We start from the raw sequence: 15,754 nt of genomic DNA, 5'->3' as shown, positions 1-15,754 counted from the left end.
ATATCATAAAATAGGTTATCTTCTTGTTCAAAAGTTTTTCCAAATAAATCAATTAAACGTGTTTTAAAGCCCGCTGGTCCTACAGAAGTAATACTAGGGATCTGTAATAGCGAATCTTGCTGAATGGCAATCAAAAGATCAAAGTAACCCGAAGGCATTAATGTAAGCGTATCTGCATAGTTTGAAGTGATGATACCATCATAATAAGTTAACGTTCTCTCCGGTATTGGAGTACCAATTGGAACGTCTAGATTCAGATTTTTATAATATACTAGTACACTGCTATCATAATCTTTAAACAATAAATTAGGAACTTTAAAGGTATTAATCATGTGCGTATAATAAGACTTAAGGAATCCGTCCGGAATATCTTGGGTTAATGAATGCGTCATCTCAGCGACAGATTCAAGTTGTTTCCATTTAAAATCATCTGCAGATTTAAGAACTTCTTTTCTTCCGTCTTTAAAAGGTGGATATGAAAACAGATTCATAATCAACTCTTCCTGCAGTGCCGAATTATCAAATATTTCCTTATAACGCCCCTCAAACTGCACATCATAATGAGCAGAATCACGCATCGATACCGTAATCACATTCTTCTCATTTGGCAACAGCATAGTTGCTATATAGCGGCCATTTAATCTAAAATAAACCGAAGTAGGACCATAGGTGTATTCAGATAAATATAAAGTCGAATCATTGAGTTTTGTAAATGCGACCGGCTTATCTTTCAATAAAGAATTGCTCATCATCGGCATGCCGATCTCCATGTTATCGAAAAGAAGTGAAGGTTTTCCCTTTATTATAAGTGATAAATAACCACTGGATAAAAAGTGTGACTGTGCATAGACGCTTAATTGCAATGAACTATATAACAAAGTAAGATATACAATAATTTTGACCATAAAGAATTTGTTTATCTATTTATAACCTGTTTAATCACTATAAATAGTAGCTGAAAAAGAGATTATTGGTAACAAGTATATAAGCTCCAAAAATTAATAATGCATGAGGAACACATGCATTATTACCCATCTAAATTCATTTGTATGATCCATCGTTGATAGGATTGGTTTATAATTATCCTAAATATAGGATAATTATATTTATTACAAAATTAATGTTCATTTAATCTCTTTACACCCTGCCAAAATAATATTCACAATAAGAAAGTGATCTGAAAAGGCACTTTTCTTATATTTTTAGTTACTCTACCACAATCTCTTTCAACTTTTCATGACCATAGAAAATCGGAAAATACATCAACTCAGCCTTAGCCGGATTTAACGTATATGCCCCGGTGTATCTTGGCAATAACTCGATCTCAAAAGTATGCGAGCCCTTATTCAATTTAGGACAAAAGATAACTACCCGGTCTTTGAAATGTTCGCGATGTGCTTCCTTTCGGAAATATCCATTCGATTTAGTTTCATAAGTACAGCCTGCAGGAATCGGAACTTCAAGCTGGATGTATTCTGCCTCCCCTGTCAATACTACCGTCACCTCAATTTTGATGGGTTTACCTTCTTTTAACGTTGCTACAGTTCCATTTTCATCTTTAAACCGAGTAGAAATGCTCAAACCTTTATCTTTTTCAATAATAGGATTAGCATTCCAAAAGTTTTGATAAGCAGTCACAAACAATGGCCCTGTTCCTTCTTTCCGTACACTGATCTGCTCTGTTGGAGCAAATGTTTGTGTATAGGGGAATGTGGCAATACGATTCCCATTGACGATGGCTACAGGTGCCTGAAAAGTTTCACCTTCTTTCAATAAATCGGGCAGAATACTTCGGATGATACGTGCAGACTCATAGATATTACTCCAGTTACCCTGTTGCTTCTGCGCAAAGAAATAATTTCGAATAAGTTCCAGATCAGATTCACGACCTCCCATGGTCTTCAATGCCGCATAAGCCAATAACGTATTTTCCGTATGCGTCTCGGTCGGATTCATAAATATCCTTTCTTTGTTGTCCGAAACTTGCCTCGAACTCCAATACATACCTCCCAAAATTGTTTTTGAGGCATATTTAAGGACAGTGTCGGCAGCATGAGCATCCGCAATGCCCATTTTAGCCATCAACAAGTATTTGAGCAAGATATCCTTCGTTGATCTACTTTTCAACTTACCATCGATAGCAAAGAAATAGTTCTTATAATCCGTTTTAGGATCCAGTCTGTTTAAAAATAAAAGTGAACTAAACAACCCTTCCTGGGCTACACTGAGCTTATCTTTGTTCCAAAGAACGTCCAAAGAAGCCAGGCTATTCTTCAAGCCTTCTTCCTCCCGTTCGATATACTGCTTTCTTACTAATGTCGTTTGATATCCTGCATCTTCGGCATCCAATAGCACACCTAAGACATAATTACTGATCCACGATACCGTTTCACTCTTATTCCACCAGCCCCAGCCTCCAGTAGCATTCTTATTTTTCTGCAACTCTTTCAAAATATCATGTATTTTTTTCTCTTCTTCAAACGGTTTACCCAAGAGCTTGGCCACTTGTTTTTTAGAAAGAAGCGCACTTAATTTTGAGGCCAGCTGTTCATTGCACAAGAATTGATAAGCATCAATATGCGCTATTTCACGTTGGACGAATTCCCATGAATTTGCCTCGGCATGCACGGTGATTTCTCCTCCTGCAGGTGCTGTTTTTAACTGGTATTCTTCGGTTCCGTTCAAGACCTTAAAATCACCTTGATGCTGCTCCAATCCTTTTTCAAAAATAGGAATGCTCCGTCTCTCCCCATCAAAGTAACCGTTGGAAAGCCGAATCGCATACGAAAGCTGCAGGCTATCACCTTTTGCGACGTGAACAGCAATTGGATCGCGGTATGACTTGCCTATTTTCAAATTCGCTTTTATAGAATCGGCCCCATTATCAATCGTTCGTAATACCTCCAAGCTGTCGCCAAGATAGTTAACCACTCTACCGATCGCGGTAAACTGATCGTCACGTATAGCAAATCGAGGTGCTGCCAGATGTGCGGAAACAGCTTTGAAGGATTTAATATTCAACTCTTTCGTGTCTGCAAAATCTTTTACACCTTTGGCAATAAAGATTGTTCTCCAATTGGTCATATCATCTGGGTAGGTGGTTTCAAAACTCGCTTTTCCCGCCCCATCTGTTGTTAGTTTCGGTTGCCAAAAAGCATCATCATGAAAGTTGACCCGCATGGTATTGCCCGATTCCATATAGGGCATGGCTTCATAAGCCTGTATTTCGGGCCTAGCTCCTGACTTTGTCTGCACCATGATCACGCCATTAGCCGCCCTCGAGCCATATAGTGCGATCATGGATTGATCCTTCACTGTATTCAACGAAGCAATTATAGCCGGATCCAAAGAAGCAAGATCACCTTCGAATACCACACCGTCTACCAATACCAAAGGTCTAGTACCGGCATCCACATGGCTATTACCGCGAATAAAGACACCACTTACCTTTCCCTCCAGCAATCGTGAAGCACTCGACGATATCGTCTGGACAGACCCAGTCATAGCCATTCTCTTTTCCGAACCAGCATAACCCATCACAACCACCTCCTCCAATTGATTCGCTTGCGCCTTCAGCTCAACAAAATAATCCTGACCCTTGGATACCCTGATATCTGCAGTGCTATAGCCTATTGCCATGATCTGGATCTGAATAGCTTTTTCATCCGAAAGATCCAACTCGATGCTCCCATCAAAATGGGTGAAATACTCCTGCTTCGTATATAGATTTATTATTTTAGCCCCTATCACTGGAGCATCTCCATCGTAAACCAAGATTCTGGCAGATGCGTTGCTGTTACGTTTAGCAATAAACTGATCCTTGTTGATGTTGATCTCCTGCCCAACACTCTGCTGTTCCTGAGGTATACCATCACGGAGCGGATGTAACACCCGATGCGCAACGGTCTCATCACGTACCATTTTATAGGCCAGCGCAGCATGATGCGATCGCGGGTTCCACTCAATAGCATCAAGTTTCAGGTAGTTCAAACCATTCGCTTTTAAGGTTACCGCCTGACTGTACGCGGTCGAATCGTCTTTTACCACATGCACGATCACATCTCCCACAGGTAGATTGTGAAAACTATTTTCACCACCATAATACAATCTATAATACCTACGGTCTTCCGCTTTTGAAGGTTCGAAAAAGATCAAAACAGGCCGGATAGCTTGATGGTCAGCATCTCTACCGTAACTTAAATTGAGATTATAAGTCGGTTCTTTAGCCTCTTTAGTACCCAAAATGAATTGCGCTAAACCTCTGTTTTGTTGCATCACCTCCCTAAACTTGTGTGCTACATGTTGGTTGATATCCCTTCGTGTCCATAATTTTCCAGCAAAATCCAATTGAGGTTTAAAATCAGGCGCCTCATGACGAATGTAAGTTGGATCCCAGCTTTTCAATTTTTGATACTGCTGATATAGGGTATATTGATATCCGCCTTCAATTTCAAAACGCCCTATTGTTGTCGTATCGATCATCAATGTGGCTATTTTGGGCACTCCTTTGTACATTTCTGTCCGTGGGAATGGGCCTACCAAAACAGGAGCTGGCACTTGGGTTCGAAGCCTAGTATCAAAATTCGTATTCGGCTTAGGATTCAGATAAAAAAGATCGCCTGAAGTCTGGATATAAGCTGGCATTTCTACCTTTGCATTCAGATTTGGCAATTGCCAAGCACCAAAATTATGGGTTACCGAGATCAACTGTTTCTTGAGTTCAGTTACTTCAGCATCTCGGAGTTTTCCAACGTCTTTCTTGGGCAGTACTTTGACTATGATCTGTCCTTTTTCCACTTTTTCATCCGGGTAGTTGAACCCAAGCGTATCCTGCCCTGCATTAAAAGACACGATCGTTCGACGCCCTTTTTCGACCTGAAAACCTTTTACCACCACCTCTCTATCTGTTGTTCTGAATTTAAATTCATGCCGTCCCGGATAGATCTCAAAGATATAATCATCATGATGTTGGCTCTGTTTCGCATAAGTCAATAGACCATCTATCCACATCATATGCACCCCTTGTACGAGACCATTGACCACCAAATAAGGCGAGATTTGGCTTTTTATTTCCGCTATCGGCAGCGATGCATGATAATAATCTTTAGGAAACAAAAATTGGTAAAAAGCAATAGTATCCAACTGCATTTCTTTAGACCATCGTGCCCAGTCCTGTAGTGCTTCCCGATGCCTCGCCTGGTCTTCATCCAGGTTAAAAGTAAAATTCTGGAATTGTTGAGCATTCCTCATCCACCCACCAATATTGATTTTTGGTGGGCTTGAATTCTGAAATTTAGTAGTAAATCCATAAGCCGTAATATCGACATCCTGCACAGGTTTACCTGCTTTATCGGTTACAGACAATTGCACTTCAGCCTTTTGGCCAGGATACACAGTCGTAGCTGTATTGACCTCCAGATTCAGGTTTTTCTGAACAAAAGGAAGATCTTCCTTCATTACTTTGGCGCGACCGGCAAAAAGATAAGTGATCTGCATGCTGTACCCATCTTTTCCGCGTTCAGCAAATGCCCGATTCAATTGGGTAGCATAACCCGCCGCAAGCATCTTCTTTGCCTTACGGATCTGGTACCAAAATGGAATAGCAGCTGGATTATGTACAGTCAAGAGCACCGAATCGGTCGTACGGTAAAATCTATAGCTCAGCTGTTCCGCTTCTTCCCGTTCCAAATCTAATAATTCCGAAATACCGTTAGCCTCGACTCCTATTTCCGTTGCCTGCCAGGCAACAGGCATGTTATGCGGTAAACGAACATGTTCTGTTCTCAACATTTCACCGTTCTCACCCTGTAATTCGATCTTAGCCTCGCTTACTTTTTCGATACCCTTTTCGAAATATTTAATCTCCGCCTGTCCATCTTTGACCGCGATACGAATTTCTTTTTCAGTATCGAGCAAATTTAGATGAAGTAATTTTTCATGTCTTTCATTGTCCGAACTCAGGTAAGTACCGACTACTTGAAAAGAAAGACCAAGATCTGACGGAAAAATCGAATCGGGCAGCACGATTTCCTTTTCTGCTACCTCAGTAAGAGAGACCGTTGTTTGCCATAAGGTATCCGGAATAAAATTCACCTGATTGGCTTTCATCTTACCCATACGGTAAGGGTTAGGTACAACTTTCAATTCTACCCGACCATCATAAATAGGCATATCATTTTCATTGACAACCTTGAGCTTCAACCGGATGCTATCCCCTTTTGCAAAATCTGTCCGCTCAGATTTCATGCTGAATGTCAGACTTTTCAATTCATAGTCTTCATAACGGAATGATTCTTCCAACAAAACGTTCTTGGATTTGCTCGACTGCAATACAACTCGGTAATGTTTATCCAATGTCAGTCCCAGTCCCGCATTCAGGTCAAATGAATAAGCATACATTCCAGGACGATAAGGAGCAAGATTGGTTATGACCGTATCTTTGCCATACCCCATGATATGTACATCCACAGTATCTTGATTCGGCTTCCATTTACCTTTTTCAAGATAGGCCTTAAATTTTACCTGATCATTGGGTTTATACATCGGCTTGCTAAACACCATAAAACTTTCGACATCACGGTAATTTTTCTTTCGAAAAACCCTTTTAATTTTATATTTGGCCTGCCCCCATGTGTTTTTCATTCCTTGCCAAAAGGAAACCCGCTCTTCGTAAGGCCAGTTCTTTTCTACACGGAGATAATGATATACCTTTTTATGTAATATACTTACGATATCATCGGTTTTTGCATTTTTTGCTTTATAATAGCCCAACTTACTATCGTAAGACACCTGATGCTTACCCAAGGTCACTAGCGCATCGGTTATGGCATTTCCCAATGAATCGTACAAGCAAACCGCAAATGCTTCAGTAGGAATTACCTTAACATATAGATCATCGACAATGAATTCCTGATACACCAAGTTATTTTCTTCTGCGCGGACTTCAACATAATTGCCGCGTGGCAAATTAGATTTTTGAGTATTATACTTTCCTTTTTGGACAAAATCGGTCAGCATAGCCTCGTTAAATTTCATTTCTCCGATATGGATTTTTTTTAAAACTTCTGGTGTCAGTCTATAAATATAAAAATCAGAGGATTGACGCTGGCTATTGAATAGGGTCGATTGGCCAAATAAGGCGATCGAATATAAAAAGGCTAAAACACTAACGATAATTGGCTTCCAATTCATAAAAAGGTATTGACTAAATTCCTTTAAAAATAGGTAAATTTTCTAAATTTAAGCGCTATTTTACTGCATGATAAGCATAAGTTTTCGTGTAGAAATAGTCAGATTTAAGGGATGCAAATCTCAAGAGATTCAAAAAACAACTTTCTTCAATAAGATTATTGAAGAAAGTGCCAACCACAATATGATTCACTCTAAGAAATGCTTATCATGCTCTTAGTAGCAAAACATCAGGACTAGACCATTATTTATGTTTGCACTTGACCAAACAGTCTACTCGTCACAAAATTGACAACAGCTCCTGTCCGATCAAGGTGAAAAATTTAAAAGATCCGCCATTCTCAATTTGATTACAACAATTCTCAATTTGGATACAAACTACAACTTACTGATGAAGAACTTTGAGGTATTAAATTTTAAACATAAAATGATGCAGACAAGTAAAAAAAGAGTGGCACTCGTTACAGGTGCCAATACAGGTGTAGGATTTCAAATTGCTAAAGCTTTAATAGAAAACAATTACACCGTTTTTGTAGGAGCTAGAAACCTAGAGAATGGAATAAATGCAGCATCCCAGCTCGGCAACAATGCTATAGCAATCGAATTGGACGTTACCAAACAAAATACGATATCGGCTGCTGTCGAAAAAATCCAAACACAATTTGGAAAACTCAACTTGTTGGTCAACAATGCTGGAATTTCACATGCAGGTAAACCAGGTAGAACAGTGGAGGAAGTCGTGGCAAGTAACAGACCAAGCATTGCTTCTCTTGACGAGACACGTACTGTTTGGGAGACCAATGTATTTGGAGTTGTCGCAGTAATTCAGGCATTTATTCCTTTATTGAAAAATGCTGAACAAGCCCGCATTGTAAATGTTTCCAGCGGAATGGGATCGCTTACCTTAAACTTAAATCCAGAATTTCCTTACAGATTTGGGTTTGATGTCGTTTATGGCGCTTCAAAAACTGCATTAAATGCAATTACGGTTGCTTTTGCAATTGAACTTGAAAACGACAACATTACAGTTAATTCGGTCAGTCCCAGCTACACAGCAACGGCACTGAATAATTTTCAGGGCACAGATACGGTGGAAGAAGGATCAAAAGAACCTATTCGAGTTGCGCTCGATGAGAGCGGAGTTACCGGACAGTTCACCGGACCACATCAAGAAGTTTATCCTTGGTAGCCTTCACATTTGAATAAAAAGACTGGGTGAAAAATATCTCCTGGTCTTTTTATTTGTAAATTTATGAAATGAAAAACGGGAAAAATATAAATCGGTTACAATCCATAAATGAAATTCATGATGCCTGTGGTTTGCCAAAACCCAAACATCCTTTAATAAGCCTTACGCACATAGAAAAAGAAAGTAATGTAGATGAAAATCAGTTGACATCTTTAGGTACATTGGATTTTTACAAGATTACGTTTGTCTTAAATAACAAAGGGAGACTCAGATACGGACAGGATTATTACGATTTCAACGAAGGTAGTATGATGTTTCTAGCACCTAATCAAGTCGTAGGATCAACGGAATACAGTGGGAGTGCCGAGTGGTTCGTATTGTTCATTCATCCAGACTATTTCCTGGGTCATCCGCTAGCAAAAAAAATAAAGCAGTATGGCTTCTTCTCCTATACAAATAATGAAGCGTTACACCTCTCAGAAAAAGAAAAGGACATTCTTCTTTCAGTTTTTTACATTATACAGGAAGAATTGAATGAAAGGATTGATGAATTCAGTCAGGAGGTAATACTATCACAAATAGACTTGTTAATGAATTATGCCAATCGTTTCTATAAAAGACAGTTCATTACCCGCAAAACAACCAACAAGGATATTCTCCATAAAACGGAAGCGATCTTAGATGATTATTTTAATAATGAAAAAGCTATTGAACTGGGTATACCATCTGTACAGTATATTTCAGAAAAACTTAATATTTCCCCTGGTTATTTAAGCGATCTATTACGCTCATTGATCGGTCAAAATGCCAAACAATACATCCATTATAAACTTATCGAAAAAGCAAAAGAAAAACTTTCCACCACAGATTCTTCGGTAAGCGAAATAGCCTTCGAACTTGGTTTCGAGCATTCTCAATCGTTCAATAAACTATTCAAACAAAAAACCAATGTTTCTCCATTAGAATTCAGAGCTTTATTTAATTAGAAATATCAAGATTTCTATCAGGATCCTCTCCATAATGAGATAATCCTCCATTTCGGGAATATTGAAACTGGGGCAATGCGAAAAACCGAACGGCCATTTGATCTTTATTACATGGCTACGTTCGATCAGATTTAGAATGCTAATTTTCTCTTTGTCTCCTCCCCTGTTAATGTGGAAGCGTTTCCATGAAATTCAGGATGTCATTCCCGATTTCCCTAACGTGTGTTTCCAATGCAAAGTGTCCTGTATCATAGAACTTGACAGTAGCATCTGGAATATCTTTCTTATAAGCTTCCGCACCTGCAGGCAAAAAGTAGGGATCTTTATTTCCCCAGACAATAAGAGCTTTAGGCATGTACTTTCTAAAATATTCGTGAAACTTCGGATACAGGTCTACGTTATTTTTATAATCTCCAATTAAATCGAGTTGTTTTTCATCCGCTTCCGGACGGTCTAGGAAATGTTTTCGAAAATGCACCATAATCCAGAAGAAAAGAGAGTAACATTTGTACCAAAAAAGATGCAAATAAATAATAAGAAATGTCACCTTTCTTTTAAGAATTTAATGAGTACAAAAACGTACCATACCATTTATCATAAAGGGAATTTGTTAAAGACTAAAAAAATTGTCTAACCCACATACTCCTATTATTCAGTCTACAAAAACAATCCACTAAAGATGATAGAACATCTTTCATTTTATCACAATTTCATTCTTGGTAGACCGATCTCATGTTCCTGTGGATACGGCTGGCGATGCGTCATGCTGACATCTTCTTTCATCCGCTCCTGTGTTTCGTACTTTTTCTCTTCATCATGTGTATAGCGGGGATCAGGAATAAAAGGCATTTTCGCCATTTTTGTAATCGTAATCGTTGGAAAATGAAAGTCCACTTCTACCGTCCCCAATAGCAAATAGCATCCTCCTCCCTGAAATGGATACCTTTCCAGACAATCTGGAAAATGTGCAGTATCAAAATAATCGCCATTTGCATCCACCCAAGTTCCGAAATACATAATACCCCTTTTTGTAGGCACATGCTTACGTGAAATCAGATAGGCGAGCATCTTGACCTGTTTTTTATGATGCTGAAGAAGATCTTTGGCCATGACCGATCCGCGATATTTGGTCTGCAGCAGATCAAAGGGGCTACAGGAAACTGGAAAACTTAAGATCTCAATTTCGTCAAAAGCATCTTCAAAAAGGTTCCGTTTTAATTCCGGAAACTTAAATTCCTTGACGGGTTCTTCAAACAAAGTTGCCGCCCTACGCCCAGGTTTAAAATCACCGAGCAGCACCCTTGATTTTAAGAGCAACTCATTCTTGGGTATGCCCGCAAAGCGAAACGCACCAATAAAGATCAGGATCTGTAAGGTCTCTATTCCAATCGGGATCCGTTTGATAAAGTCTTCCAACGATTTATAGGCACCATTTCTTCGTCTTTCCTCAGGAATCAGTTTCCCGAGTTTGGCTTCCACTTTCTCCAGATGCATAAATCCCAGATACACCTCATCGCCATAGATCGTCGTCTGTTGCTCACTCCTGTTGACACAGGGATTCAAGATCTGAGCGCCAGACATACGCGCCTCATGGATATACACTTCGGTTCTATAAAATCCGCCCATATTATTGATGACCGAGACCATAAATTCCAAGGGATAGTGGACTTTTAGATACAAGCTCTGATAGCTTTCGACTGCATAAGAGGCGGAGTGCGCTTTACAGAAAGAGTATCCCGCAAAGGATTCGATCTGTCGGTAGATTTCTGTACTCAGTTCTTCGGGATGCCCCTGCTGCCTGCAAGACGCAAAGAAATCATCCTTTACTTTTTGGAGTGCGGCACGGGACCGTCCTTTTCCGCTCATCGCTCTGCGCAAGATATCGCCATCCGCAGCGGACACGCCTCCATAGTGGAGCGCGATACGGATCACGTCCTCCTGATACACCATGATCCCGTAGGTTTCGCCCAATTGCTCTTCAAATATGGGATGAAAATATTCAAACTTGTCCGGGTTATTATGCCGAAAAATATATTCACGCATCATCCCAGATTGGGCTACACCTGGCCGGATAATGGAAGAGGCAGCGACCAGTACCTTATAGTTATCACATTTCAATCGACGAAGCAAACCGCGCATGGCCGGACTTTCGATATAAAAACAACCAATTGTTCTACCCTGACTTAAATACTCATTACATCGCGATTCATCCTTGGAAATCGTGGTATCCTTGATATTGACTTTGATCCCCCGCTTTTCTTCCAATAGTTTGACCGTATCATTGATCGTTCCAAGCCCCCTCTGGGAGAGAATATCAAATTTCTCAAATCCGATATCTTCCGCCACATGCATGTCCCACTGCACAATCGCAAAACCCTTGGGAGGCATTTCAAGTGCAGTAAAATTGGTGAGCGGTTCTTCGGAGATGATGATGCCACAACTGTGCATAGAACGTTGGTTGGGAAATTTTTCCAATAACTTTCCATACTCCTGTACTTTCTGAATAACCTGATCTTTAAAAACCTGCTCCGGATTCTTGGTCAGTGCATCTAGTTCCTCTTTGGGCAGACCAAATACCTTTCCCACTTCTCGGATGATGGAACGGTACTTAAATTCGACATTGGTACCACAAAAGGCAACATGGTTTTTGCCATAACGGTCAAAGATATATTCCAATATGATATCCCGCTCCTGCCAGCTCCAGTCCAGGTCAAAATCAGGGGGACTTTTACGATTTAAATTGAGGAAGCGTTCAAAGTACAAGTCTAGTTCCAAAGGGCATATATCCGTGATCCCCAAGCAGTAAGCCACGATACTATTGGCACCACTTCCCCGCCCCACATGCATAAATCCCATGCTGTTGCTATACCGGATGATGTCCCAGGTGATCAGGAAATACCCGCTAAAATGAAGTTCATCGATCACCTTCAGTTCTTTTTCGACTCGCTGTTTGGCCTGTTCATGATTCTTGCCATAGCGCCGTTCCATTCCCGCATAGGCCAATCTGGTCAACAGCATGATATCTCGCTCTTTTGAACCCGTATAGTGTATTTTATTTCTTGGAGTTGCAAATTCAAAATCGAAGCTGCAGGTCAATAGGATCTGTTTGGTGTTCTCCATGATCTGCGGATAATGACGGTAAGCATCTACGATGGATTGCGGAGATCTGAAATATTCAGATTGAAGGCAGATTTCACTTTCCGGCAATTTAGAGAGCAACATATTGTTGTCGATGGCGCGCAGGATCCGGTGCAAATTAAATTCCTTCTTGGTTGTGAAAGTCACCGGATTCAATATGACCATCTTGGAGATCAGCACCTGATATTCCCGACGAAACAAACTATTGAGTTCATGCTCCCGAATCCCAATATATTCATGCGCATGAAGCTTTTTAGGGATATTACTCAAGGGATAGATCACAAAACAATTTGTAAAATCAGGCTGAGCAGGCAGATCCATACCATCGCAATGATAGGCCGTCAACATCCGATTGACCTCGCCCAGACCACTAAACGATTTGGCAATGGCGATATACAGCAGCTCGCTTCCTTTTCGGACTTCCACCCCGGCAATAGGTTTGATCTGCTTTTCTTCACATTTCTTTTTGAATTCATAGATGCCTGTGACCGTATTGATATCCGTCAAGACAAGTTCTTTTATCCCCAAAGCTTCCGCTTGAGACACCAGATCATCTATGGAAAGCGTTCCATACCGAAGACTATGGAAAGAATGGCAGTTCAGATACATATTTGCGGCGTTATGTGGAAAAATTAAATCCTACGGCACGGCCGATCGCGTCATTTCCATAGCGCATTTTAATGGCATCCATCGCCTGATACAGATTGATCAGCTGCGCATTATCTTCAAACAGATTCATTTGATAACTCCCATGCACCAAATCTGTAAACCGCAGTCCGATCAGTCGAAGACGCATCCGTCTGGTATAAATTTTATCAAAAAGTTCGAGTGCTACCCGTGCCAAAGTATGATCCGCAGCCGTATAGGTCACGCGGCATTGCTTGGTTTCTGTATCAAAATTGGAATACCGGATCTTGATCACCACAGTGGAAGTCAGCCATTTTTCCTGACGGAGCTGGTAGGCCAGTTGTTCGGCCATACCGGAGATCAGGCTTTTGACCGCCCGAATATCCATGGTATCACTACTGAACGTTCTTTCTTTCGAGATTGACTTTCTTTCCGAGTAAGGCATTACCGGAGTTTCATCGATCCCATTGGCTTTTTTCCAGAGATCAGTACCATTTTTTCCGATCATCTGCTGCAACACCTCTATAGGCATTTCTGAGAGCGTACCTATAGTCCGTATCCCTACTCGGGATAAAAGCTGAAAAGTAGTGTTGCCCACCATGGGCATCTTTTTGATGGACAAGGGATTAAGAAAAGAATGAACACCTATTGATGGGATCTCTCGATGGCCATGCGGTTTGGATTCGCCTGTACCGATTTTACTCACCGTTTTATTGACCGATAGCGCATAACTGATAGGCAGTCCTGTTTCTTTTTCAATTTTTGCACTCAGCTCATTGGTCCATTTATAAGCACCAAAAAATTTATCCATACCCGTCAGATCCAGATAGAATTCATCGATGGACGCCTTTTCCATCACCGGTGCACTTTCTTCAATCACTTCTGTCACCGTATGGGACATCCTGGAATACAGTTCCATATCCCCCTTTACCACCTTGGCCTGCGGACAGAGCCGAAGGGCCATCTTGATGGGCATCGCAGCTCTTACGCCAAAAGTTCTAGCTTCATAGCTACAGGAAGACACCACTCCCCGATCTCCTCCACCAATAATCAACGGAATACCCTTGAGCTGCGAATTGACCAGCCGTTCACAAGAAACAAAAAAAGTATCCAAATCCATATGTACTATTGCCCTTTCCATTTTATACTAATTTATTTAGTAAAAGTGCTAAGTTTTTTAACAATTGTTACTATATTTGATGTGATTAATCATCACAAAATGAAAACACTTTCGATTATGTCCGATAATATCAGATACCTCAGGATGCAGGTACCTGACCTCACGCAAAGTAAAATTTCTGATCATCTGGGTATTACGAGAGACGCTTACGCAAAATATGAGATGGGAAAAACTGCGCCACCACTAGATGTGCTTGTAGGGATCTCCCGTTTCTTTGAGGTGAGCACCGATCTTTTGCTTACGGTTGATCTGCGGAAATCTAAACCGCAGCAAGCTGTGCCGCAACAGCATAACTTAGACACTTAAGTCGGTTTTAATTTTTGTAACTTGTATCCCATCACGCAACACAAACGAGGTGAATGAAAAAAAACAGCCTATTAACAACAATACGAACATGGCGGAATACCAAACCATCAATATAGAAGAGTGGAACAGAAAGGAACATTTTAATGCTTATCGTGATGCGATCAAGTGCGGGTTCAGTTTGACCGTTAAATTAGATATTACGCAGGTCATTCCTTTTGTAAAGGAAACGGGATTTAAATTTTATCCCGTGATGATCTATTTGCTCTCACAAGCCGTAAACCAACACCCTGCCTTCAAAATGTCCATGAAAGAGGGCGAGTTGATCCTTTGGGATCGTGTCGACCCGGTTTATACCGTCCTTCATCAGGACACCGAAACTTTTTCTGCCCTGTCTGTCCCCTACAGCGATAGCTTCATGGATTTTATAGACAGCTATAACAAGGTCCTTCAAAAAAATGAAAACAACAAGAGCTTTTTCCCTGAGCAGGCACCCCAAAATCATTTTAATATTTCGGCACTTCCGTGGATTCATTTCGAAAGTTTCAACCTCAACATTGCTGATTTTACAGACTATTTTGCACCTAGTTTTACCTTCGGAAAATACCAAACAGAAGGAAGTAAAATCCTGATGCCCTTGGCCATACAAGTACACCATGCTGTTTGCGATGGAATCCATGTTGCCAAATTGATAGACACCCTACAGCAAGCCTGTACAACCATTCAAACGCTTAAATAAATAAACAACCTGTCCAGTTATATTTAAAAGAACTTTCACACTCACAGCTAAAAGATCAAAAAACACTTCATATTCAAATTTTTTTAAGAGCTCGATTATTTATTTAATGCACGCTCAATCCACATAGTAGCAGTAGCTGCCAAATCATTCGGATATGTACTCTTCTGAGTGAGATGACTTCGCTTATCAAAAACCAAATAACTGGGAATATATTCAAACCCAAATTGTTCCAATGCTGTCGCAAACTGGTTTTTATACACGTAAAAATGTTCTCCACCTAATATTTTGCTATATTCCTGAAATCCATTCCGATTGGAAGATTCGTCCGTTAAATACACGAATACGACATCTTCCCGAGCTGCATACTTTTTCTTTACTTGATCCATTTCAGAAAAAGCTTGTAT

The 15,754-nt window shown here is 40.4% G+C and carries 10 protein-coding genes; 4 read left to right on the top strand and 6 right to left on the bottom strand.

Going from position 1 to position 15,754, the window contains the following annotated elements; genetic code table 11:
* Positions 1-905: hypothetical protein (locus C8N37_RS22450; RefSeq protein ID WP_146171128.1), on the bottom strand; the 905-nt coding region annotated here is incomplete at its 3' end.
* A gap of 301 nt (positions 906-1,206) precedes the next feature.
* Entirely contained in the window at positions 1,207-7,191 is a 5,985-nt protein-coding gene (locus tag C8N37_RS22445; protein ID WP_108161010.1) for an alpha-2-macroglobulin family protein, read from the bottom strand.
* A 388-nt stretch (positions 7,192-7,579) separates the two neighbouring features.
* On the opposite strand from C8N37_RS22445, the gene C8N37_RS22440 reads away from it, so the two are divergent.
* Together C8N37_RS22440 and C8N37_RS22435 are read left to right on the top strand one after the other, a co-directional pair.
* Positions 7,580-8,377: an SDR family NAD(P)-dependent oxidoreductase gene (locus tag C8N37_RS22440; protein WP_244914513.1), complete on the top strand. Its 798-nt coding sequence runs from the start codon at positions 7,580-7,582 to the stop codon at positions 8,375-8,377.
* Between the two features lie 68 nt (positions 8,378-8,445).
* On the top strand, positions 8,446-9,363 hold the full coding sequence (locus tag C8N37_RS22435; RefSeq protein WP_108161009.1) for a helix-turn-helix domain-containing protein: 918 nt from the start codon (positions 8,446-8,448) through the stop codon (positions 9,361-9,363).
* 166 nt (positions 9,364-9,529) lie between these two features.
* On the opposite strand, the gene C8N37_RS22430 is transcribed toward C8N37_RS22435, so the two are convergent.
* The 3 genes from C8N37_RS22430 to dinB all read right to left on the bottom strand — a co-directional run bounded on the left by C8N37_RS22430 (position 9,530) and on the right by dinB (position 14,269).
* Positions 9,530-9,844 (bottom strand): alpha/beta fold hydrolase, encoded by a 315-nt coding sequence (locus tag C8N37_RS22430; protein WP_170114583.1) that lies wholly within the window; start codon positions 9,842-9,844, stop codon positions 9,530-9,532.
* A 221-nt stretch (positions 9,845-10,065) separates the two neighbouring features.
* Complete coding sequence (locus C8N37_RS22425; RefSeq protein WP_108161008.1) at positions 10,066-13,110, bottom strand: DNA polymerase III subunit alpha; 3,045 nt, start codon at positions 13,108-13,110, stop codon at positions 10,066-10,068.
* A gap of 10 nt (positions 13,111-13,120) precedes the next feature.
* Positions 13,121-14,269 carry a DNA polymerase IV gene (gene dinB / locus C8N37_RS22420; protein ID WP_108161007.1) on the bottom strand — a complete coding sequence of 383 codons (1,149 nt, stop codon included), beginning with the start codon at positions 14,267-14,269 and terminating at the stop codon, positions 13,121-13,123.
* Positions 14,270-14,365: 96 nt separating this feature from the next.
* On the opposite strand from dinB, the gene C8N37_RS22415 reads away from it, so the two are divergent.
* Together C8N37_RS22415 and catA are read left to right on the top strand one after the other, a co-directional pair.
* Entirely contained in the window at positions 14,366-14,614 is a 249-nt protein-coding gene (locus tag C8N37_RS22415; RefSeq protein ID WP_211322333.1) for a helix-turn-helix domain-containing protein, read from the top strand.
* 88 nt (positions 14,615-14,702) lie between these two features.
* Positions 14,703-15,350, top strand: a complete 648-nt coding sequence (gene catA / locus C8N37_RS22410; RefSeq protein ID WP_108161011.1) for a type A chloramphenicol O-acetyltransferase — start codon at positions 14,703-14,705, stop codon at positions 15,348-15,350.
* Between the two features lie 95 nt (positions 15,351-15,445).
* On the opposite strand, the gene C8N37_RS22895 is transcribed toward catA, so the two are convergent.
* The coding region (locus C8N37_RS22895) for a hypothetical protein (RefSeq protein ID WP_211322332.1) at positions 15,446-15,754 on the bottom strand (309 nt) is incomplete at its 5' end.

It is taken from the genome of Sphingobacterium faecium, from assembly GCF_003054045.1.
Lineage (GTDB): Bacteria > Bacteroidota > Bacteroidia > Sphingobacteriales > Sphingobacteriaceae > Sphingobacterium > Sphingobacterium faecium.
The sequence above is the reverse complement of the archived record's forward strand: the minus strand, read 5'-3'. Positions and strand labels throughout refer to the sequence as shown.